Annotated in this window: 23 protein-coding genes, 1 other RNA gene and 1 pseudogene; 8 read left to right on the plus strand and 17 right to left on the minus strand. The window is 68.5% G+C overall.

Going from position 1 to position 21,168, the window contains the following annotated elements:
- Positions 1 to 71: 71 nt before the first annotated feature.
- Positions 72 to 1,682: an ATP-binding protein gene (locus tag ASC79_RS14175; RefSeq protein ID WP_056017542.1), complete on the minus strand. Its 1,611-nt coding sequence runs from the start codon at positions 1,680 to 1,682 to the stop codon at positions 72 to 74.
- A 384-nt stretch (positions 1,683 to 2,066) separates the two neighbouring features.
- Between ASC79_RS14175 and ASC79_RS14180 the strand changes: the two genes are divergently transcribed.
- Positions 2,067 to 2,342, plus strand: a complete 276-nt coding sequence (locus ASC79_RS14180; RefSeq protein WP_056017545.1) for a YjhX family toxin — start codon at positions 2,067 to 2,069, stop codon at positions 2,340 to 2,342.
- A 157-nt stretch (positions 2,343 to 2,499) separates the two neighbouring features.
- On the opposite strand, the gene rsmD is transcribed toward ASC79_RS14180, so the two are convergent.
- From rsmD to ASC79_RS21535, 3 genes and pseudogenes are all read right to left on the minus strand, one after another.
- Positions 2,500 to 3,069 (minus strand): 16S rRNA (guanine(966)-N(2))-methyltransferase RsmD, encoded by a 570-nt coding sequence (rsmD, locus tag ASC79_RS14185; protein ID WP_056017548.1) that lies wholly within the window; start codon positions 3,067 to 3,069, stop codon positions 2,500 to 2,502.
- Positions 3,069 to 4,640, minus strand: a complete 1,572-nt coding sequence (locus tag ASC79_RS14190) for a pseudouridine synthase (protein WP_056017551.1) — start codon at positions 4,638 to 4,640, stop codon at positions 3,069 to 3,071. The genes rsmD and ASC79_RS14190 overlap by 1 nt, the downstream gene beginning before the upstream one ends.
- Positions 4,641 to 4,772: pseudogene (locus ASC79_RS21535) on the minus strand (23S rRNA pseudouridylate synthase B); the annotation flags it as partial.
- Positions 4,773 to 4,778: 6 nt separating this feature from the next.
- Here ASC79_RS21535 and tadA point away from each other — a divergent pair.
- Both tadA and ASC79_RS14200 read left to right on the plus strand, forming a co-directional pair.
- Entirely contained in the window at positions 4,779 to 5,225 is a 447-nt protein-coding gene (tadA, locus tag ASC79_RS14195; protein WP_056018003.1) for a tRNA adenosine(34) deaminase TadA, read from the plus strand.
- Between the two features lie 2 nt (positions 5,226 to 5,227).
- The gene (locus ASC79_RS14200; RefSeq protein ID WP_056017554.1) at positions 5,228 to 5,683 is read left to right on the plus strand and encodes a DUF6265 family protein; all 456 of its coding nucleotides are present in this window, start codon (positions 5,228 to 5,230) and stop codon (positions 5,681 to 5,683) included.
- Between the two features lie 13 nt (positions 5,684 to 5,696).
- On the opposite strand, the gene ASC79_RS14205 is transcribed toward ASC79_RS14200, so the two are convergent.
- Positions 5,697 to 7,415 carry an alkyl sulfatase dimerization domain-containing protein gene (locus ASC79_RS14205; RefSeq protein ID WP_056017557.1) on the minus strand — a complete coding sequence of 573 codons (1,719 nt, stop codon included), beginning with the start codon at positions 7,413 to 7,415 and terminating at the stop codon, positions 5,697 to 5,699.
- Between the two features lie 126 nt (positions 7,416 to 7,541).
- On the opposite strand from ASC79_RS14205, the gene ASC79_RS14210 reads away from it, so the two are divergent.
- Positions 7,542 to 8,417: an SDR family NAD(P)-dependent oxidoreductase gene (locus ASC79_RS14210; RefSeq protein WP_056017560.1), complete on the plus strand. Its 876-nt coding sequence runs from the start codon at positions 7,542 to 7,544 to the stop codon at positions 8,415 to 8,417.
- On the opposite strand, the gene ASC79_RS14215 is transcribed toward ASC79_RS14210, so the two are convergent.
- The 6 genes from ASC79_RS14215 to ASC79_RS14240 all read right to left on the minus strand — a co-directional run bounded on the left by ASC79_RS14215 (position 8,414) and on the right by ASC79_RS14240 (position 13,174).
- Positions 8,414 to 9,007 (minus strand): GNAT family N-acetyltransferase, encoded by a 594-nt coding sequence (locus ASC79_RS14215; protein ID WP_056017563.1) that lies wholly within the window; start codon positions 9,005 to 9,007, stop codon positions 8,414 to 8,416. The two genes, ASC79_RS14210 and ASC79_RS14215, sit on opposite strands and share 4 nt — an antisense overlap.
- Positions 9,007 to 9,762, minus strand: a complete 756-nt coding sequence (locus ASC79_RS14220; protein WP_056017566.1) for a sulfite exporter TauE/SafE family protein — start codon at positions 9,760 to 9,762, stop codon at positions 9,007 to 9,009. The genes ASC79_RS14215 and ASC79_RS14220 overlap by 1 nt, the downstream gene beginning before the upstream one ends.
- A gap of 251 nt (positions 9,763 to 10,013) precedes the next feature.
- The gene (locus ASC79_RS14225) at positions 10,014 to 10,532 is read right to left on the minus strand and encodes a GNAT family N-acetyltransferase (protein ID WP_056017569.1); all 519 of its coding nucleotides are present in this window, start codon (positions 10,530 to 10,532) and stop codon (positions 10,014 to 10,016) included.
- 95 nt (positions 10,533 to 10,627) lie between these two features.
- Positions 10,628 to 11,944 carry an acyl-CoA dehydrogenase family protein gene (locus ASC79_RS14230; RefSeq protein WP_056017572.1) on the minus strand — a complete coding sequence of 439 codons (1,317 nt, stop codon included), beginning with the start codon at positions 11,942 to 11,944 and terminating at the stop codon, positions 10,628 to 10,630.
- A gap of 350 nt (positions 11,945 to 12,294) precedes the next feature.
- On the minus strand, positions 12,295 to 12,678 hold the full coding sequence (locus tag ASC79_RS14235) for a VOC family protein (protein ID WP_056017575.1): 384 nt from the start codon (positions 12,676 to 12,678) through the stop codon (positions 12,295 to 12,297).
- Positions 12,679 to 12,757: 79 nt separating this feature from the next.
- Positions 12,758 to 13,174, minus strand: coding sequence for a hypothetical protein (locus tag ASC79_RS14240; RefSeq protein ID WP_056017578.1), 417 nt, complete (start codon positions 13,172 to 13,174; stop codon positions 12,758 to 12,760).
- A 217-nt stretch (positions 13,175 to 13,391) separates the two neighbouring features.
- Here ASC79_RS14240 and groES point away from each other — a divergent pair, with 217 nt between their 5' ends.
- Positions 13,392 to 13,679: a co-chaperone GroES gene (gene groES / locus ASC79_RS14245; RefSeq protein ID WP_056017581.1), complete on the plus strand. Its 288-nt coding sequence runs from the start codon at positions 13,392 to 13,394 to the stop codon at positions 13,677 to 13,679.
- Positions 13,680 to 13,732: 53 nt separating this feature from the next.
- On the plus strand, positions 13,733 to 15,373 hold the full coding sequence (gene groL, locus ASC79_RS14250) for a chaperonin GroEL (RefSeq protein WP_056017583.1): 1,641 nt from the start codon (positions 13,733 to 13,735) through the stop codon (positions 15,371 to 15,373).
- A gap of 63 nt (positions 15,374 to 15,436) precedes the next feature.
- Here the strand turns inward: groL and ASC79_RS14255 are convergent, their stop codons facing one another.
- A complete protein-coding gene (locus ASC79_RS14255) occupies positions 15,437 to 15,787 on the minus strand; it encodes a phage holin family protein (RefSeq protein ID WP_056017586.1) in 351 nt (116 codons plus the stop codon).
- A gap of 186 nt (positions 15,788 to 15,973) precedes the next feature.
- On the opposite strand from ASC79_RS14255, the gene ASC79_RS14260 reads away from it, so the two are divergent.
- Positions 15,974 to 16,534 (plus strand): hypothetical protein, encoded by a 561-nt coding sequence (locus tag ASC79_RS14260; RefSeq protein WP_056017589.1) that lies wholly within the window; start codon positions 15,974 to 15,976, stop codon positions 16,532 to 16,534.
- On the opposite strand, the gene ASC79_RS14265 is transcribed toward ASC79_RS14260, so the two are convergent.
- From ASC79_RS14265 to ASC79_RS21290, 5 genes are all read right to left on the minus strand, one after another.
- A complete protein-coding gene (locus ASC79_RS14265; protein ID WP_056017592.1) occupies positions 16,531 to 17,367 on the minus strand; it encodes a TIGR00282 family metallophosphoesterase in 837 nt (278 codons plus the stop codon). The genes ASC79_RS14260 and ASC79_RS14265 overlap by 4 nt on opposite strands.
- Positions 17,368 to 17,373: 6 nt before the next feature.
- Entirely contained in the window at positions 17,374 to 17,949 is a 576-nt protein-coding gene (locus tag ASC79_RS14270; protein WP_056017595.1) for a 5-formyltetrahydrofolate cyclo-ligase, read from the minus strand.
- 24 nt (positions 17,950 to 17,973) lie between these two features.
- Positions 17,974 to 18,134, minus strand: a non-coding RNA gene (ssrS, locus tag ASC79_RS20815) — 6S RNA.
- Positions 18,135 to 18,344: 210 nt separating this feature from the next.
- Positions 18,345 to 18,671, minus strand: a complete 327-nt coding sequence (locus tag ASC79_RS14275; protein WP_056017599.1) for a cell division protein ZapA — start codon at positions 18,669 to 18,671, stop codon at positions 18,345 to 18,347.
- A 5-nt stretch (positions 18,672 to 18,676) separates the two neighbouring features.
- Positions 18,677 to 18,961 (minus strand): DUF4164 family protein, encoded by a 285-nt coding sequence (locus ASC79_RS21290; RefSeq protein WP_056017602.1) that lies wholly within the window; start codon positions 18,959 to 18,961, stop codon positions 18,677 to 18,679.
- A 163-nt stretch (positions 18,962 to 19,124) separates the two neighbouring features.
- On the opposite strand from ASC79_RS21290, the gene tkt reads away from it, so the two are divergent.
- The gene (gene tkt, locus ASC79_RS14285) at positions 19,125 to 21,095 is read left to right on the plus strand and encodes a transketolase (RefSeq protein ID WP_056017605.1); all 1,971 of its coding nucleotides are present in this window, start codon (positions 19,125 to 19,127) and stop codon (positions 21,093 to 21,095) included.
- Positions 21,096 to 21,168: the final 73 nt, after the last annotated feature.

Below are 21,168 nucleotides of genomic sequence, written 5' to 3' on the forward strand. Positions count from 1 at the left end.
CCGCGCCGCACCCGGCCTGGACCCTCGCCCATGCCGCCGATGCAGGCAACCGGCGTTGCCGGCGAGGCGGCTCAGGCGGCGACCGAGGCGGCCGGCTCAGGGGCCACGAACAGGTCGTTGATCGCGATCAGCAGGCGCTCGGCCTTGATGGGCTTCTCGACTACCCCGTCCATCCCCTGCGCCAAATAGCTGGCCGCGTCCCAGGGATCGGCGTTGGCGGTGATGGCCAGAATCGGCACCTCTGCGGCGGCTCCGGCCAGTCCGCGGATGCGGCGCGTGGCGCCGACCCCGTCCAGGTTCGGCATCTTGATGTCCATGAGCACCAGGTCGAATCGGCCGGAGGCGGCCGCCGCAACGGCCTGCTCGCCGTCCTCGACGCTTTCGCTCGTGCACCCGAACATGCCGCACAGGGTCTCGGCGACCAGTCGGTTGGTGGCGTTGTCGTCGGCGATCAGCACATGCAACGCGCCCGGGCCCTGGCCGAGATCGGGCTCGGCGGCGATCTCCTCGCGGCTCGGGGCCGGCAGGTCGAACAGCGGGAATTCGAAGGTGAACGCCGCGCCGCCCTCGCCGCTCTCCACCCCGATGGTCCCGCCCATCTGCTCGACCAGCTGACGGCAGATGGAGAGGCCAAGGCCGGCCCCGCCCTCGCGCACGCCAGCCTCGGTCTGGCTGAACGGCTGGAAGATGCCCGCCAGCCTATCCGCAGGGATGCCGACGCCGCTGTCGCGGACCTCGCCCTCGATCATCACATGGACGTCGCACCGGCGAGCGCGCAGCACCACTTGCACCCCGCCCTGACGCGTGAACTTCAGCGCATTGCCGATCAGATTGTTGAACACCTGCTTGATGCGCACCGCGTCGCCCAGCGCCCACTGATCGAGAGCGCCCTCATAGCGGAAGCCCAGGCTGAGCCCCTTCAGTTCGGCCCGCGCCGTCCAGAGCGCCGACAGGTCGTCCAGCAGCGCCGGCAGGTGCAGGCTGTCCTCGGCCAGTTCCAGTTGCCCGGCGTCGGCGCGGCTGAAGTCCAGGGCGTCGGTCAGCAGCCGCAGCAGCGTCTGGCCGGAATCCTGAATGGTCGCCACGTAGGGCTTGAGGGCCGGATCGGAGAGCCGCCGCTGCAGGATGTCGGCGATGGCCAGCACCCCGTTCAGCGGCGTGCGGATCTCGTGGCTCATCACGGCCAGGAACTGCGACTTGGCGGTGAGCGCGCTCTGCGCCTCCAGCTTGGCCTGGTTCAACGTCTCGGCCAGCCGGGTCATCTCCTCGGCATGGGCGCGGTTGGCGGCGCTGGTCGCCTGCAACAGGGCCAAGGTGGAGCCCACGCCGGCATAGCGGCCGCCGCTGACCACCACGAAGCCCTTCATCACCTCGCTGGAGCGGTCGGCGAGCACGTCGCCGCAGAACTCAACCACCTGCGTGTCGCCTTCGGCGATCAGCGGCGAGGCGTTCATAAGCAGCGAGATCGGCCGCAGACCATAGAGCGCACGGCCATAGTGCGCGGCCATGGCCACGAAGAAGGCGTTCCGCTCGACCAGGCCGACGGGGCGGCCCTCCTCATCCACCACGGCGATCGCCAGGGTGTCCGGCTCGGCCTGGAAACGATCATAGACGTCCTGGCCCAAGGTGTCGGGCGCGATCGGCACGATCGACTGGATCAGGTCGAGCAGGATGGCGGTCATCGGGAGCAGCTTTCCGCGGGTCGACCAGCCGTTTAGTCAAGCTCAGCTAATGAGCGGTGAATCAGCGCGACAATTTCTGAATTCGACATCATCTATACTGTCACAAATCCTTCACATGATCGTCACGAGGCGATATATTCGCATCTGCCGAAGTATAGATCGCCGCATTTCGCACGACTGGACGATCACCCGCGGCGGCGCCATGATAACGGCGTACGGCTCAAGGGAAGAGGTTCATGTCTGAGCTTGCGTTCGAGGTCCGGGCCTAACCGCCGAGCCGGCATCTCGTCTGAAATCGGCAGTCAGGCCCAAACGTCCGCGCCCTCGTTTTTACGAGATCTGGCCCGGGCGCGCTTCCTCATGCCTGAACGCTGGATAATTCCCTTGAACGTTTCCAAGCCGCAGCAACGCACGCTGCACGCCCTGGCCCAAGGCGGCCAGATCATCCTCGAACGCGATCACCGCGGCGACATCGTCGCAGCCGACTGCATCACCCGCGATGGCTGGGTGCTCAGCGACTGCAACGTCACGGTCTTCAAGAGCCTGAAGCAGAAGCGGCTGATCGCCAGCCGTGACAGCCAGCCCTATCGCATCACCAAGGAGGGACTGAAGAGCTTGCGCAGCCAGCTCGACAACCGCACGTCCGCCCGCGCCTTCTAGCGTGCTGGATCTGAAGTTCGCCGGCTTGCTGATCGAGCTCAGAGCGAACTTCAGATCCGAGAAGCACGCTAGCGAGCATTGGCTTTCTAGTGTCCCGATCGATTCCGAAGTTCGTCTGAGCCCGCCACCGGCGCTTGAGAACTTCGGAATCGGGACACTAGGCGCCGGCGAACTTGAGGAAATGGACGCGCGCGGCCCCATAGTCGCGTGCGTCCAGCTTCTCGAAGCCCTCGACCTGGAAGTCGGGCTCGTCCGAGCCGCGCTCAAACATCACCACCGCGCCCGGGGCCAGCCAGCCGCCGGCCGCCAGCTTGGTGAGCGCGACCTCTCCCAACCCTTTGCCATATGGCGGGTCGAGAAAGGCGAGGTCGAAGGCCGGCCCGTCGGCGCCCGGACGAACGCCCAGATCGGTGGCGTCACGGCGATGCACCCGCGTGCGCCCGAACAGCCCCATGGCGTCGACATTCTCACGGATCGCGCCGCGCGCCAGTTCGTCCGTCTCGACGAACAGGCAGAAAGCCGCCCCCCGCGAGAGCGCCTCAAAGCCCAGCGCGCCCGATCCGGCGAACAGGTCGATAATCCGCAAGTCGCGCACGCCCGGCGACCAGGCCGCGTGCTCAAGGATGTTGAACACCGCCTGGCGCGCACGGTCGGATGTCGGGCGCGTACGGTCGCCCTCCGGCGTGGCGATAGCCTTGCCGCGAAACTCTCCCGAGACGATTCGCATCAGCCGTCCCGCTTAGGACCGCGCGGACCGCCGGGGCGAGGCCCCCCGGGACGCGGACCGCCCGGCTTGCCGCCGCCGCCCGAGCGTGGACGATCGGAACGCGGGCCATCGCCGCGCGGCGCATCGCTGCGCGGGCCATCGGGCCGAGGTCCGGAGCGGGGACCGCCGAAGCCAGGCTTGCCGGCCGGGCGCGGGCCACGCGGACCGTCGGCGCGCTCGGGGCGGCCTTCGCCACGCGGCGCGTCACTGCGCGGTCCGCCAGGACGGGGCCCGGAGCGGGGACCGCCGAATCCCGGCTTTCCGGCTGGACGCGGCCCCGAAGGCCGGGGACCACGCGGACCGTCAGGGCGCTCGGCACGGCCTTCGCCTCGCGGCGCATCGCCGTCGGGACGGGGGCCGCGCGGGCCGCTGCGGGGCGGGCCGCCCCAATCGCCGCGCGGACCATCGGACGAACGGCCTTCCGGCCGCGGTCCGCCGAAGCCGCGCGGCTTGGCGGGCTTGCCGTCGTTGGAGCGCGGGCCACGTTCGATCAGGGTCGCGCCGCGGCGCGGCGCATCGCTGCCGGGCTTGCGCTTGGGACCGGTGGGCCGGGGCGGGCGCGGCGGCGCCAGCGGATCGCCAGGAGCGTAGCTGCGGATGCCGCCAGGCGTATCGCCGGGAATGCGGGGGGAGCGACGGCGCGGGGCGACCGGCACGTCGGAGGCTTCTTCGCCCGGCCGCGGCGCACGGCGGCGCTTGACCGCGCCGGCCTTGATCTCGACCTTCGGCCGCGCCCAGCCTTCCTTGTAGCTCGCCTTGGGCTTGGGCTCCGCCGCAGGACGGGCGCCGGCGCCGCGACGGCCGGTGCCATCGTGAACCGCATGAGCGCCAGGCGGTGCCTTCGGCGGCTTGAACGAGGGGCGGTCACCGGTGGGCAGATTTTCGGGTGCGATGTGCTCGACCAGCTGCTCGCGGATCACCCGGGGGCCGACCTCCTCGATCTGACCGATCGGCAGGGTCCCGAGCGCGAACGGGCCGTAGGACATCCGGATCAGGCGCCCGACCTCCAGGCCCACCGACTTCAGCACCTTGCGGACTTCGCGGTTCTTGCCTTCAGCGATGGTGACGGTGATCCAGACGTTGGCGCCGCTCGGGCCTTCCTTCGCCTTGTCGATCTTGGCCTCCAGCGGGCCGTAGCGGACGCCCTCGACGGTGACCCCGTCCTTCAGCTTGTCGAGATCGGCCTGGGTAACCCGCCCGCGGGCGCGCACTCGGTAGACCCGGACGACGCCGCTGGACGGCTGCTCCAGCGCACGGGCCAGCTCGCCGTCATTGGTCAGCAGCAGCAGGCCTTCGGAGTTGATGTCCAGGCGACCGATGGAGATCAGCCGCGGCAGGCCCGGCGGCAGGGCGTCGAACACCGTCGCGCGCCCCTGCGGGTCCTTGTGGGTGGTCAGAAGGTCGATCGGCTTGTGATAGCGGAACAGGCGCGTGGGCTCGGCCGCATCGACCACTTCACCGTCGACGGTGAGGATATCGTCGGGCAGGACGTTCACTGCGGGGGTGGTCAACACCTTGCCGTTAAGGGCCACGCGGCCCTCTTCAATGAGTTTTTCGACATCTCGCCGGGAGGCTACGCCTGCTCGCGCCAGTGCCTTTGCGACGCGCTCTCCTTGACCGGAGGCCGTCTCATCGTTTCGTTGGGGGTCGTGGATCATGATCATCGCACCATGCGCATCGCGCTCGCGGCGGCGCAAGACGCCGCGTCACGTGGAGAGACGCCAGTTGGCGCCGTCATTGTCGATCCGACGACCGAAGAGGTCATCGCGATCGGGTCCAACGGGCCGATCGGCGCGCATGACCCGACCGCCCACGCCGAGATCGTCGCGTTGCGGGAGGCCGCCGCGAAGCTGGGAAACTACCGCCTGACGGACCTGACCCTGGTCGTCACCCTTGAGCCCTGCGCCATGTGCGCCGGGGCGATCAGCCACGCCCGGATCGGCAGGGTGGTGTTCGGGGCCGAAGACCCCAAGGGCGGCGCCGTCGTTCACGGTCCGAAGTTCTTCGAGCAGCCGACCTGCCATTGGCGTCCGGAGGTCACCAGCGGGGTGCTCGCCGAAGAAAGCGCCGAGTTGCTGCGCGGCTTCTTCCGCGCGCGGCGCAAGAAGAAGGGCTGACCATGCGCGCGACGCCCCTCGCCGCGGCCTTGCTCCTGGCCGGCGCCGCCCAGGCCGCCCCGGCAGACGATGTACAGGCATTGAGCTGGCTGGCCGGCTCCTGGATTCAACAGGATGAAAACCGGTCAGTGCGCGAAGTCTGGCTGGCCCCGCAGGACGGCGTCATGTCCGGCCTGTCCCAGACCAACCGTCCCGGACGCAAGCCGTTCACCGAGTTCATGACCATCCGCGCCGAGCCGGCCGGCGTGACCTTCACCGCCCGCCTCGACGGTCAGTCGCCGACGCTCTTCGTGCTGAAGCCGGGCCCCGCCGGCGAGGCGACGTTCGAGAACCTCGCTCACGACTTCCCCCAACGCGTCAGCTATCGCCGCTGCGGCGAGGACCTCTGCGCCCGCATCGAGGGGACCGTGAACGGAAAGCCGCAGAGCCAGGCGTGGCGGTACACCCGCGCGCGGTAATCATCGCGAGGCGTCACCCCCTGAACAGGTCGAGGAAGCTCGCCAGCGCCGCCGGGTCTCCCTTCTCGATCTTCACCTTGCCCGAGGCCAGCGCCGCCTGCATCGCGCCGGGCGAGGCCAGCGCCGCGACCCAGTCGGCCTTGGTCGCGGCGACCACCAGCGGCACGTCCGCGGCGACGCCGACAGGCGTTTCGGCGACCCCGCGCCGCACGCGGACCGTCCAGTCGCCGTCGCCGGCCAGCTTAAGCCCCATGGCCGCCTGCGCGTTCGCCGCCTTCTCGGCGTTGAGCCGCACGGGGAAGGTGGCCACCACCGCAGCCGCCGGCAGGCCGGCCGCCTGCGAGCCCTGGCGCGCGCCGATGATCTGGGCCCAGCCAGGCGCCTTCTTCTCAAGCTCGGCGGCGCGCTCGAGATAGTAGTTGCGGCCGTTCGGCGAGACGCTGTCGTAACCGAGCTGCCGGAACGCCTTGGCCTGCAGGGCGTCGGCCTGGGGCCTCAGGCCCGCATCGGCGCGGCCGACATAGCCCGCCAGTTCGGCCGTCCATTTCCAGCGCCCCGCGTCGAAGGCTTTCTGCGCGGCGGCCAGCGCCTGGCGCGCGCCGCCGGCCAGCTCGACGACCTCCTTGGCCCGCACGTCCGGTGCATCGAACGACAGGCTGGCCGGATCGCCGCCGAACCAGCCCATGTAGCCGGCGAAGATCGACCGCACCGACCACTCAACGGTGCCGTAGTGCTCGTAGAGATACGGGTCGGCCGCGAGGTGAGCGGGGAGCTTCACCTTCTCGACGATCTCGTCGGGCGTCAGGCCCTGGTTCATCCAGCGCACGGTCTGGTCGTGGGTGAAGCGGATCGCGTCGCGATAGTTCGTCAGCTCCGTCGCGATCGCCTCCGCCCCGACGATCGGACGGGTATGCGAGGGGACCAGGACCTCGGCCTCAAGCGCGCGCATCCGGTCGATGGAGTTCGCCCACTGCACCGGGTCGCGGTAGCTGGTCCCGCGGATCGTGTAGAGGTTGGGGAATGCCTTGTAGATGTTGTCGCCGGGGAACAGGATCTTGCGGTCCGGCATCCAGACTAGGATCTGGTCCTCGGTCTCGCCGGGCGCGTGCTCCAGCACGAACTTTTCGCCGCCCAGGCTGACCTCCAGTCGGTCCGCGAACACCGTGTTTGGCGCGATGAAGCCGCCGGCCCCGCCGCCGCCGAAGGCCGAGAGATAGGGCCCGATGCCGACGCTGACGAAGCCGTCCGGCGTGCCCTTGGGCAGGAACACCCCGTACATCCGCGCCGCCCGCGCCGCGATGGCGGGCGCGGCCACGCCGTTCCACTTAGCCGCCTCGCGCAGCAGGGTGTCGTGGGCGATCACCTTGGCGCCCTTGGCCAGCGGAAACGCGGCGGCGCCATTGATGTGGTCGTTGTGGTTGTGGGTGTAGATCACGCCGACGATCGGCTTGCCGCCCGCATGCGGCTCGAACTGCGCCCAGACCTTCTTGGCCTCGTCCAGGCTGTCGGTGGTGTCGATAATCACCACCCCGGTCTTGCCGACCACCATGATCGAGTTGGCGATGCCGTAGCCGACCGCAGAAAACACGCCAGGCGCCGGCTCATAGACCTTGGGCGGCGCGAACTCGGCCGTGTGGGCCGCCAGCGACGGCGCGATGCGCGGGGCCGGCTCGTGGGCGAAGGCGGCGCCAGCGGCGCTCAGCGCCGCCGTCAGGGCGAGGGTGCGGATCATTGGCGGCTCCCATTTTGGCATTGTGCACGCCAATTGCAGCCGGGCCCATCGAGCGGTCAAGGCTTGTCAGCTGAAAACGGCGACCCGAAGATGGCGGGATAAGTTAGATCATAAGGGAGAAACGACATGGGTTTGCTGAGCGGCAAGGTCGCCATCATTACCGGCGCGGGCAACGGCCTGGGCGAGGCCTACGCCAAGCTGTTCGCCAAGGAAGGCGCAGCCGTCGTCGTCAACGACCTGGGCGGGCCGCGCGACGGCTCTGGCTCGGACCGGGGCGCGGCGCAGAAGGTGGTCGATGACATCATCGCGGCCGGCGGGCGCGCGGCGGCCAATACCGACGACGTCTCCACCATCGAGGGCGGCGAGAACATCCTGAAGACCGCCCTGGATAATTTCGGCCAGGTCGACATCCTGGTCTGCAACGCCGGCATCCTTCGCGACAAGACCTTCGCCAACACCACCGAGCAGGATTGGGACCTGGTGGTGAAGGTCCACCTCAAGGGCACCTACTGCTGCACCATGCCGGTGTGGAAGTGGATGAAGGACAACGGCAAGCCCGGCGTCATCATCATGACCTCGTCGACCTCGGGCCTCTATGGCAACTTCGGCCAGTCGAACTACGGCGCGGCCAAGGCCGGCATCTACGGCTTCATGCGCGTGCTCTCGATCGAAGGACGCAAGTACGGCATCCGGGTCATGGGCCTGGCGCCGGGCGCCTTCACGCGCATGACTTCCGACCTGCCCGGCTTCCGCGACAAGGAGCCGGACGCCATGGCCCTGCCCGAGAACATCGCGCCTGGCGTGCTGTTCATGGCCTCGGACCTGGCCGCCGACCACACCGGCAAGGTGCTGGGCGTCTCGTCCCGCGGCGTGCGCGAGATCAAGATGCTGCAGACCGACGGCTTCACGCCCGGGCGGCCCTACACGGCCCAGGAAGTCGCCGAGCACGCTTCGGAAGTGTTCTTCCCCAGCGCGCCGGAGAAGACCGCCGCCAGCGCCTAGGCGCCGACCACGAACCGCGCCAGCCGTTCGTCCAGTCCCTGGCGAACGGCGGGCCACTCCTCCGCCAGGATCGAGAAGATCACCGTGTCGCGGATGCGGCCGGTCCAGGTCTCGCGGTCCTGGCGGAGGATCCCCTCCTGCACCGCCCCGAGCTTGGTCACCGCCGCCCGCGAGCGGGCGTTGATGGCGTCGACGCGATAGACCAGCCGCCGCGCGCCGCTGTCGAAGGCGTGGCCCATCATCAGCCGCTTGGCGGCCGGGTTCACCGCCGCGCCGCGGACGTCGGGCCGATAGTAGGTGCCGCCGACCTCCAGCACCGCATTGGCGAGATCGATCGCATAGAAGGTCGTCAGGCCGACCAGCCGCTCGCCCGCGAGCACCGCGTAGGGCTGGGTGTGTCCCGCCGCCTGGTCGGCCCGCAGCTTGGCCCAGGTCGGATCGAAATGCTCGTTCGCCCAGGAGAAGGGGTAGAGGTCGGTCCAGATCTCCTGGTCGGCGTTGCAGGCCTCGCGCAGCGCTTCCCGGTGTTCCTCGGCCATCGGTTCGAGCCGCACGAAGCGGTTCTCCAGCACCTTCGGTTCGATCTGCATCACGCGCCTCTCAGGAACAGTTGAGCGGCCTGGATCAGATAGAGGACGCCGATCCCGGTCACGATCCACTTCGTCCAGCTCTTGAAGTCCACATCGGTGATGCGGTCGAGGATGCGGCCGCCGACCACCGTGCCCGCCATCGAGAGCGGAACGGCGATCGCGAACATCCACCAGGGCGGCAGGTCCTGTGCGGGACTGGTGAGCAGCGGGGCGCCGTAGACCAGGATCTTGGCGAGGTGCGCGAACACCTGGGTCGCCGCCTTGGTGGCGACGATGGCGTGGCGCGTCAGGCTGGTGCGCACGAAGAAGATGTCGAGCAGCGGACCGGCCACGCCGGCGGTCAGGTTGAGGCCTGTCACCAACAGGCCCGAGGCGAAGGCCTGCGGCGGCCGCGCCGCGTCCAGGTTGATCCAGCGCTGAGGCAGCCACAGCAGGAACGGCACAAGCCCCATCAGCAGGTAGAGCACCGGCTTGGACGGCACGAGCGAGATCAGCGACACCACCCCGCCCGCCGCGGCCGAGGCGATGGCGTACCAGCCGACGATATCCCAGCGCACGTGCTGACGGTGCAGGACCGCACGCCAGCCGTTGGCGACCAGTTGCAGGATGCCGTGGGTCACGAAGGCGGCCGACACCGGCATCACCAGCGCCAGCCCGCCCATCAGGACAAGCCCGCCGGCCATGCCGAAGACCCCGGACAAGGTGGCGGTGACGAACGCCAGGCAGATTATGAAGAGAGCCGAGAACAGGCCCATGGAACGTCCTCCGGTTTGTGGCCGGTTCGGAAGGGGGACACAGGCGCCCGACTTCACCGGTCAGCTGCGCGACGCGCGCGCGGGAAAGAGGTCGCGGGTCCGCCCGCTGCACCGTGGGCGCGAGACCGACGGCATCGCCGGGGACCGCTCACCGAGCGATCGGACCCGACTGCCCGCGTCGCCTCCCGGCGGTCGCGCCGGACGGAGGTTCGCTATGGGCGAACCCTGCTTACACCGAACAGGCGTGGCTGTCAGATGGGCTTGTAGAAGTATGTGGTGCTGCACAGCTCGCCGTCAGGCGTCAGCGCATAGTTCGGGATAACCCCGACCCGCTCCCAGCCCAACCGGACATAGAGCCGCTCCGCATCGCCCCCGGTCACTGTGTCGAGCACCAGCAGCGAGAGGCCAAGGTCGCGCGCGGCGTCCTCTGCGGCGGCAAGCAGGGCCTGGGCTGCGCCCCGTCGCCGGGCGCGGCGATGTACGAGCATCTTGGCGACATCGCCCCGGTGCGGCTGGTTGGGCGTGCCGGCTGGGATCACCTGAACGACGCCGACCGGGCCATCGTCGTCCTGTGCGACCACCACCGCGCGGCCGTCGGCGATCTGCGCGGCCGCGGCCTGCTCCCAGAAGGCCGTCGCCTGTTCGAGGGTGAGGTCGGCCATGAACGAGACCGAGGCCCCGCCGTCCACGCAGTCCTTCAGGATCTCGCCCAGGGCCGGCGCGGCGCGCAGGGTCTCGTCGGCGTTCAGTCGCCTGATCTGGATGCTCATGTCTTGCGCCGCGCAGCCGTCGATGGCGCAGGGCGCAAAGAAAAAGGCCCCGGACTCGCCGGGGCCTGATCCTGTGCAGCTTTGTCGGCTGGCGCCTAGTTGCGGAACACCGCGGCGTTCGACGGGTCGACCGGCATTTCGCGGTACTGACGCACCTCATTGCGGCCCACGACCATGTGGTGCACCTCGTCCGGGCCGTCGGCCAGGCGCAGGGTGCGGGTCGAGGTGTACATGCGGGCCAGCGGAGTCTTCTGGCTGACGCCGAGGGCGCCGTGCATCTGGATCGCCTGGTCGATGATCAGGCAGACGCGTTCCGGCACCATGGCCTTGACCATGTGGATCCAGATCCGGGCTTCGTCGCGCGGCAGGATGTCCATGGCCTTGGCGGCCTTGAGCACCATCAGGCGCATGGCCTCGATCTCGATGCGGGCGCGGCTGACGATCTCGATGTTGCCGCCCAGCTGGATGATCGGCTTGCCGAACGCCTCGCGGGTCAGACCGCGGGTGACCAGCAGGTCGAGGGCCTTCTCGGCCTGGCCGATGGCGCGCATGCAGTGGTGGATACGGCCCGGGCCGAGGCGCAGCTGGCTGATCTCGAAGCCGCGGCCTTCGCCGAGCAGCATGTTCGAGGCCGGCACGCGCACGTTGTCGAAGACGATGTGCATGTGGCCGTGCGGCGCGTCCGGATCGCCGAAGACGTTCATCGGGCCGAGGATCTTCACGCCGGGCGCGTCGGTGGGCACCAGGATCTGCGACTGACGCAGGTGGGGCGGGCCGTCCGGGCTGGTCTGGACCATGGTGATCATGATCTTGCAGCGCGGGTCGCCGGCGCCGGAGATGTAGTGCTTCTCGCCGTTGATCACGTACTCGTCGCCGACCAGGGTGGCGCGGGTGTTGATGTTCTTGGCGTCCGACGAAGCGGCGTGCACTTCGGTCATCGCGAAGGCCGAGCGGATCTTGCCTTCCAGCAGAGGCTCGAGCCACTGCTTCTTCTGTTCCGGAGTGCCGACGCGCTCCAGCACTTCCATGTTGCCGGTGTCGGGAGCGGCGCAGTTCATCGTCTCCGACGCCATCGGGTTCTTGCCGAGCTCGACGGCGATGTAGGCGTAGTCGAGGTTCGACAGGCCCTCGCCGGTGTGGGCGTCGGGCAGGAAGAAGTTCCACAGGCCGGCGGCCTTGGCCTTGTCCTTGGCCGCTTCCAGCACTTCCAGCTGGCCGGGCGCATAGCTCCAGATGTCGGTCTTGCCTTCGCCCAGGCGGTGGAATTCCTCGGACATGGGCTGGACCACGTCCTTAATGAATTGCTTCACCTGGTTGTACAGCGGCAACGCCTTGTCCGACATGCGCAGGTCGTTCAGTTCGTCCTGCACGTTCAGCGAAAAGCTAGCCTGCTTGGCGGCGGCCTCGGTCATCTGGGTCTCTCCTGCTGCGATTTTGTTGAGCAGTAGTTTTGGCCCATATTTCCGCCAAATCAAACAAGCGTTTTAATTTTACGGCGTCCAGCTTGCAGGCCCAGGCGAGCGCGCACGCGCAAACCCTTGCGGTGCAAGGGCTTGGTCCTCAGACACAAGAAAGGGAAAGCGGCCCGCGCCCGCTAGGCGTAAAGCGGGGCCGGAAGGCTCAGCAGCACGAGGGCGGCGGCGAGCGCCAGGATCGCCAGCGCCGGGATGATCTTGATCATCAGCATCATGGCCTCAAGATGGTAGTGACCGGTCGGTATCGCTAGGGCGGCACGCGCATTTCCGCGCCCGGCGGCGAAAGGCTAGCCGTGGTGGCAGACCGCCTCGATGTTGTGGCCGTCCGGATCCAGCACGAAGGCCCCGTAGTAGTTCGGATGGTAGTGCGCGCGGATGCCCGGCGGGCCGTTGTCGCGGCCGCCCGCGGCCAGCGCCGCGGCGTAGAAGGCGTCGACGCTGGCGCGGTCGGACGCCACGAAGGCGACGTGTAGGCTGCCGGTGGCCGGGCCGGCGCTGCCGATCCAGAAGTAGGGCTTGCCCTCCGAGCCGTATCCGACGTGGCTGGAGCCGCCGGTCTCTTCGGGGGTGACTTCCATCACCACGCCGACGCCCAGCGGCGCGAGGGCTGCATCGAAAAAGGCCCGCCCCCTGGCGAAGTCGCTGACGGTCAGTCCGAGATGGTCAAGCATCGCGCGTCCTCTTGAATGCTGCGCGCCAGCCTATGGGCGGGGCCGACCAAAACCTGTCAGCAGCCCGCCCGTTCCCGGCCTATTTCGACGGCAGGCCGGCGGTGTTCTTGCAGACCGCGGCGACCAGCGCCTTGTCCTCGGCGCTCTTGGCGGCGCCGGGCGTGGCGGTCCGCCAGGTCGCCGAGAGTTCCAGCGGCTTCTTCGGCGAGTAGCCGCCCAGGCTGATCATCGACTTGCCGCTGCAGTCGACGGCGGTGACGAAGCCGACACCGTCGGCCTTGCCCGGCGCCGAGGGGCCCATGCGCGGCTCGGCACCCGGCTTGCCGACCGCCTGCATGACCACGATGCGGCCCGTCAGGGTGTCGCGATACGAGTAGTCGGCGTCATATGACCACTCCAGACCATTGGCGGTCGTGGCGTAGGGCGTCCAGGTCTCGGCCTGGGCGGCAGTGGCGGCCAATGCCGACAAGGCGGCGATCGCGAGAATGCGGCGCATGATGGTGTACTTCTCCTGGTGTTCCCTCGGCCGCCAACCTATCTGCGGCCCCCTTCGGTAACCAAGCGGAATAAAAACCGCTGTGCGGCGCGCTTGACTCCCCCCTGCCTGACCCCTACCTCCGCCCTGCGTTAGCACTCAGGGGCAGCGGCTGCTAACGGCCGCCTCCGCCGTGCCGACGGCAAGCATTTCAACCGTCCCGAACGGAGACATACATATGGCGTTTCGTCCTCTGGGAGACCGCGTCCTCGTGAAGCGCGTCGAGGAAGAAGAGAAGACCAAGGGCGGGATCATCATCCCCGACACCGCCAAGGAAAAGCCGCAAGAAGGCGAAGTCGTCGCCGTCGGCCCCGGCGCTCGTGACGACAACGGCAAGCTTCAGCCCCTCGACGTGAAGGCGGGCGACCGCATCCTGTTCGGCAAGTGGTCGGGCACCGAGGTCAAGATCGACGGCAAGGATCTGCTGATCATGAAGGAAAGCGACGTTCTGGGCGTGGTCGAGTAACCACCCCTCCTTCGTCCTTCCTCCCCATCCACCTCTTTTGAAAGACGAGAAAAATGGCCGCCAAAGACGTCTATTTCTCCTCCGACGCTCGCGACCGCATGCTGCGCGGCGTCAACATCCTCGCCAACGCGGTGAAGGTGACCCTCGGCCCCAAGGGCCGCAACGTCGTGATCGAAAAGTCCTTCGGCGCCCCGCGCTCGACCAAGGACGGCGTCTCGGTCGCCAAGGAAATCGAACTGGCTGACCGCTTCGAGAACCTCGGCGCCCAGCTGATCCGCGAAGTCGCCTCGAAGACCAACGACAAGGCCGGCGACGGCACCACCACCGCCACCGTGCTGGCTCAAGCCATCGTCGTCGAAGGCCTGAAGTCGGTCGCCGCGGGCATGAACCCGATGGACCTGAAGCGCGGCGTCGACAAGGCCGTCATCAAGGTCATCGAAGAGATCAAGTCGACCGCCAAGAAGGTCACCACCAACTCGGAAATCGCTCAGGTCGGCACCATCTCGGCCAACGGCGACACCGAAGTCGGTGAAATGATCGCCAAGGCGATGGCCAAGGTCGGCAACGAGGGTGTCATCACCGTCGAAGAAGCCAAGAGCCTGGAAACCGAACTCGACGTCGTCGAGGGGATGCAGTTCGACCGCGGCTACCTGTCGCCGTACTTCATCACCAACGCCGACAAGATGGAAGTCGAGCTCGAAGAGCCGCTGATCCTGCTCTTCGAAAAGAAGGTCTCCTCGCTGCAGCCGCTGCTGCCGGTGCTGGAAGCCGTCGTGCAGTCGGGCCGTCCGCTGCTGATCATCGCTGAAGACGTCGAAGGCGAAGCCCTGGCCACCCTGGTGGTCAACAAGCTGCGCGGCGGCCTCAAGGTCGCGGCCGTCAAGGCTCCGGGCTTCGGCGATCGCCGCAAGGCCATGCTGGAAGACATCGCCATCCTGACGGGCGGCGAGCTGATCAGCGAAGACCTGGGCATCAAGCTCGAGAACGTCACCCTCGACATGCTCGGCCGCGCCAAGAAGGTCTCGATCACCAAGGACGACACCACCATCGTGGACGGCGTCGGCGCCAAGGACGCGATCGAAGGCCGTATCAGCCAGATCAAGCGTCAGATCGAAGAAACGACCTCGGACTACGACAAGGAAAAGCTGCAAGAGCGTCTGGCCAAGCTGGCCGGCGGCGTTGCGGTCATCCGCGTCGGCGGTGCGACTGAAGTCGAAGTGAAGGAAAAGAAGGACCGCGTCGACGACGCCCTCAACGCGACCCGTGCGGCCGTGGAAGAAGGCATCGTGCCCGGCGGCGGCGTCGCGCTGCTGAAGGCCTCCAAGGTCCTCGACGGCCTGAAGGGCGACAACGCCGACCAGGACGCCGGCGTCGCCATCGTGCGCCGCGCTCTGCAGGCTCCGATCCGTCAGATCGCCGAAAACGCTGGGGTCGAAGGCTCCATCGTGGTCGGGAAGATCCTGGAAAGCACCTCGCCGACCTTCGGCTTCAACGCTCAGACCGAGCAGTACGTCGACCTGGTTCAGGACGGCGTCATCGACCCGGCCAAGGTCGTCCGCACCGCTCTGCAGGACGCCGCCTCGGTGTCGGGCCTGCTGATCACCACGGAAGCGGCGATCGTCGAAAGCCCGAAGAAGAACGCTCCGGCCGGCGGCATGCCGGACATGGGCGGCATGGGCGGCATGGACTTCTAAGTCCACGACACCTGTCGAAAGACGAAGGGCGGAGCCGCGAGGCTCCGCCCTTTTTCTTTGGGGCTACCGCTTGGCGTCGCCGATCACGACGCCGCCGGCCCAGCTGGCCAGGCCGGTGATGATCGCCGCGGCGACGCCCGACCAGAAGCCATGCACCCAGAAGCCCGGCAGCATCCAGGCCACCAGCCCGATCATCGCCGCGTTCAGCACCAGCAGGAACAGGCCCAGGGTGATGATGGTCAGCGGCAGGGTCAGCACGAACAGGATCGGGCGCACGATGGCGTTCAGCACCCCAAGCAGCAACGCCGCGAGCATCAGGTCGACGAAGCCGTTGTAACCGACGCCCTTGAGCAGATAGGCCGCCAGGGCCAATCCCAGCGCGGCGAAGATCACGCGGGCGATAAAGCGGGTCATCGAGGAAGGCTCCGTAAGCTTGGCTTCAACCGACGATGGGGCGAGCCCACGCGCTTTGCAATCGCCGGCCGCGAGCATGCCGCGTCGGGGCTGATTTCAACGCGGTCACAAGCCTGCCCCGCTTTGGCCGCACGCTCCCGTCAGCTTGACCGTTGAGCGCCGGGACGGGCGCGCAAGGGTTCACGCATGCTTCGTATCGCTTTCGCCGCCGTGGCGCTTCTCGCCGCCACGCCCGCTTTCGCCCAGCCGGGCCCGCCGCCCGGCGAGCATATGCGACTGTTCCTCAGCCCCTCGGGCGAGCCGTTCCGCGGCCAGGACGGGCTGGCCGACTGGTTCGCCGCCGCCGACGCCGACAAGAACGGCGCGCTGACCCTGACCGAGTTCCGCGACGACGCCATGCGTTTCTTCAAGGTGCTGGACGCCGATGGCGACGGCCAGGTGGACGGCCCGGAAAACAGCGCCTACGAGACCAGGATCGCGCCGGAGATCACGCGCGCGGACATGGGCGGCCCGCCCGGCAAGCGCCCGATCGTGCGGAAGGTCGACAAACGCGAGCCGCGGGTCGGCGCAGCCCGCTTTTCACTGATCAACGAGGCCCAGCCGGTGCGCGGCGCCGACGCCGACCTCAACCAGCGGGTCAGCAGCGAAGAGTGGGCCAAGGCCGCGCGGCGGCGCTTCGAGCTGCTCGACACCGATCATGACGGCAAGCTGACGCTGGAGGCCCTGCGCCCGCGCCTGGCGCGCTAGGCGCTCGCCAGGTCCAGCTGCGGGATCGACTGGCTCAGCCGGCCGCCCACGCGGATCGGCTCCACCCGACGCGCCAGGCCGGTGGAGTCGTCGGTTTCGACGAACACGCCGCACACCGTCGCGGGCCCTTCGGCCGGCTTGTAGCGGCCGCCGGAGATGCGGGTGGTGAACCGGCGCAGCGGCTCTTCCTTCTGGTTGCCGATGACGCTGTCATAGTCGGCGCAGGCGCCCGCGTCGGTCTGATAGGCGGTGCCGCCCAGCAGGATCTGGCAATCGGCGGTCGGCACGTGGGTGTGGGTGCCCACCACTAGGCTGGCGCGGCCGTCGCAGAAGTGGCCCATGGCCATCTTCTCGGACGTCGCCTCGGCGTGCATGTCGACCACCACCGCGTCGGCGACCATGCCCAGCGGGGCCTTGTCCAGCTCGCGGTCGACGGCGGCGAACGGATCGTCGAGCGAATCCATGTGCACGCGGCCCAGCAGGTTGATCACCACGATCCGCTTGCCGGTCTGGGTCTCGAACAGGTTGGCTCCGCGGCCCGGCGCATCGGCCAGGACCGGATAGTTGAGCGGGCGGATCAGCCGCGGTTCGCGCACGATGTAGGTCAGCGCTTCCTTCTGGTCCCAGGAGTGGTTGCCCAGGGTCAGGCAGTCGGCGCCGGCGTTGAACAGCTCGCGCGCCGTGCTCTCGGTGATCCCGAAGCCGGCCGCCGCGTTCTCGGCGTTGATGATCACGAACTCCAGGCCCAGCGCGCGGCGCAGGTGCGGAAGGTGATCGGCGAGGCCCTCGCGGCCGGCTCGGCCGACGACGTCCCCGAAGAAAGCAAAGCGCATGCGGAATTAGTCCTTTCGGACCTCCGTATACCCGTTTTCCGTGAGAATGGCGTCCAGCCTTTGATCGTGCGGCTCCATGGCCAACTCAGCGACCTCCTGGCCGGCGTAGGCCAGGCCCAGGACGAAGACCTGACCGCGGGCCCGCAGAGCCTCCAACGTGCGGTCGTAGTGCCCGCCGCCCTGCCCCAGGCGGCCGCCGGACTTGTCGAAGGCCAGCAGCGGGCAGATCACCAGGCCCGGATTGACCTCCGGCGCGTTCGCCGGCGGCGAGGGAACCCCGAACGCATCCACCTGCGGGGTGTCGTCAGGCCGCCAGGCGCGGAAGATCAGCGGCGCGTCGGCGCCCAGCGTCACCGGCAGGGCCAGGCGCCGGCCGGCCTTCGCCAGCCGCGCGGCCAGCGGCGCAGGATCGAGCTCCGACCCCACGGCGTGATAGCTGGCGAACCACTCGAAGGCCGGCAGACGGTCCATCGGCAGGGCCGCGGCGGCGGCCTGGGCGGCGTCGGGCCGGGCCGCGTCGAGCGCCCGGCGGCGCTTGCGAAGCACGCTGCGAAGTTTGGCTTTGTCAGGCGGAAGGTTCACCGCGCGAGCTTAGCGCGAAGGGTGGCGGCGCCGCGAGAGCCGTGAAGGACGGTTTTATCCCCTCGGACCTGGTTAACCAGGTGGGCTCCATGTGCCCGGCCCCACGGGGCCGGACAGGGACAGATCCCTTCGAAGAAATTAAGGTCTCTGGGATAGATTGCCTTCGACGAGAGCCACAGCAGACCCGCCGGGAACCAAGGTAGGGCGGCGCGGGCTCAGGAACAAGCGGCGGCGGTCATGAAAGGCTGTCATCCCGGTTTCGGGCAGCCGAAGACCGGGATCCATATGCGCCGCTCAGTAACAAACGGGGCGACGTCCGGGCCGCATCCTGGACAATCAGGTGTTCATGGGTCCCGGTCTTGCTTCGCAAACCGGGATGACACCTTGGGGCGCCGCTATCCCTGCGCCAGCTTCTCGATGCGCTTGGCGGCGTTTTCCAGGGCGCCGACGGCGCGGGTTTCGGCGCGGGCCTGATCGGACTGGAACCGCGCCAGCTCGGACTGCACCACCGAGAACCGGCTGCGCAGGTCGGAGAGCTCGTCGGCCAGCAGCAGCGCGCCCATCAGGAACAGCCGGGTCTCGCCCAGCTGGCCCATGTCCTCGGACACCTGGCGCACCTGTCGGTCGAACAGCCGGGCTAGCTCCAGCAGATGGCCTTCCTGGCCGTCTTCGCAGCCGACCGCATAGGGCCGGCCGTTCACGGTGATGTTGACCTGAGCCATGGGACTTACGCCTCCTCGGTCTCTTGAGCGGGCTCGCCGGCAAGCGCGGCCTTGATCTCGGAGATGGCGCGACCCAGGGCCGCAGAGGCCTCGGCGCCTGCCGCCTCAAGTTCCCTCTCTCGGACCTTGGCCTTTTCGAGTTCGGACGCCAGCCGCGCGCCGTCCTGGTCGAACAGCCCGCCGCCCGCCTGGCCGCCTGCGCCCGCAAGGCGTTGCTCAAGTTGAGAGATCGCTCGGTCCAGCCGCTTTACGGCCTGCTCGAGGGGGCTCTCGCCCACCGGGTCCCGCATATTCCCGCGCTCCGAAAGTGTGTCTGTTAATCTATAGACTGCGTCGGCCTTGCGCCGAAAGCCGGACTGTGGCGTGACCTTTCCTTGACCCTGCAAGCCTCGCATGCGAGGGGCGCGCGCAAATTCCCGCACAATCCCCCCGCCAGACTCACCGGAACAGATAATGCCCGCACCGCTGCAATCCATGGCCGACGCCATCCGCGTGCTCTCGATGGACGCCGTCGAGCAGGCGGCCTCGGGCCACCCCGGCATGCCGATGGGCATGGCCGACGTCGCCACGGTGCTCTGGAGCAAGTTCCTCAAGTTCGACGCCAGCGCGCCTGACTGGGCCGACCGCGACCGCTTCGTGCTGTCGGCCGGCCACGGCTCGATGCTGCTCTACTCGCTGCTGCACCTGACCGGCTTCAAGGCCATGCCGCTGGAGCAGATCAAGAACTTCCGCCAGTGGGGCTCCAACACCGCCGGCCACCCCGAGTACGGCCACACGCCGGGCGTCGAGACCACCACGGGCCCGCTGGGCCAGGGCCTGGCCACCTCGGTCGGCATGGCGATGGCCGAGCGTCACCTGGCGGCGCGCTTCGGCGCGGACCTGGTCGACCACCGGACCTGGGTGATCTGCGGCGACGGCTGCCTGATGGAGGGCGTCAGCCACGAGGCGATCAGCCTGGCCGGCCGCCTGAAGCTGAACAAGCTGACCCTGCTGTGGGACGACAACGACGTGACCATCGACGGCGCGGTGTCGCTGGCCGAGAGCGGCGACCAGATCGCCCGCTTCAAGGCCGCCGGCTGGGCGGTCAAGGCGATCGACGGCCATGACTACGGCCAGATCCGCCGCGCCCTGGCCTGGGCGACCAAGCAGGACCGTCCGTCGCTGATCGCCTGCAAGACCAAGATCGGCAAGGGCGCGGCGACCATGGAAGGTCACCACAAGACCCACGGCGCGGCGCTGGGCGCCACCGAGATCGCCGCCACCCGCAGCAAGATGGGCTGGGCGGCCGAGGCGTTCGCCGTTCCGGAAGAGATCGTGAAGCCCTGGCGTTCGGCCGGCCGCCGCGGGGCCAAGGATCGCAAGGCCTGGGAAAAGCGCCTGGCCGGCTCGCCGCACGCCAACGTCTTCACCCGCGCCATCAAGGGCGAACTGCCTGCCGACGCCTTCGAGCGCCTGGACGCCCACATCGCCGAAGCGGTCGCCGCCAAGCCCGCCGCCGCCACCCGCCAGCACTCGGGCTCGGCGCTGGACGCGCTGTTCCCGTCGATCCCGGAAATGGTCGGCGGCTCGGCCGACCTGACCGGCTCGAACAACACCTTCGTCAAGAACACCCAGATCTTCGACACCCCCGACTATGCGGGCCGCTATGTGAACTATGGCGTGCGCGAGTTCGGCATGGCCGCGGCGATGAACGGCATGGCGCTGCACGGCGGCGTGATCCCGTACGGCGGGGCCTTCATGGTGTTCTCGGACTACAGCCGCCCGGCCATCCGCCTGGGCGCGCTGATGGGCGTGCGGGTCGTCCACGTGATGACCCACGACTCCATCGGCGTCGGCGAGGACGGCCCGACCCACCAGCCGGTCGAGCACCTGGCCAGCATGCGGGCGATGCCGAACCTCAACGTCTTCCGCCCGGCCGACGCGGTGGAGACCGCCGAGTGCTGGAGGATCGCGCTGGAAAGCAAGAAGACCCCGGCGTTCATGGCGCTGTCGCGCCAGAAGGTCCCGGCCGTCCGAGACAGCGCGCCTGAGAACCTCTCGGCCAAGGGCGCCTACGAACTGAAGGCCGCCAGCGGCGAGGCCCAGGTGACGATCTTCGCCTCGGGCACCGAGGTCTCGATCGCCGTGGCGGCGCGTGACCTGCTGGAAGCCGAGGGTATCGCCACCCGCGTCGTCTCTACGCCTTGCTGGGAACTGTTCGACGCCCAACCGGCCGCCTATCGGCAGGCGACCATCGGCAAGGCGCCGGTTAGGGTCGCGGTCGAGGCCGCCGCCGGGTTCGGCTGGGAGCGGTTCATCGGCGAAAACGGCGCCTTCGTCGGCATGCACGGCTGGGGCGCCAGCGCGCCCGCCGACCGGCTGTACAAGGAATTCGGCATCACCGCCGAGGCCGTCGCCGCCGCCGCCAAGGCCAAGCTCGGCTAAGCTCGCCTATCGTCAGCCGCGAAGGCCTATCGGCAGGTTTTCGCGGCCGACTTCCACATACCTGCCAGGATGG

This window comes from Phenylobacterium sp. Root1290, from assembly GCF_001425305.1.
GTDB lineage: Bacteria > Pseudomonadota > Alphaproteobacteria > Caulobacterales > Caulobacteraceae > Phenylobacterium.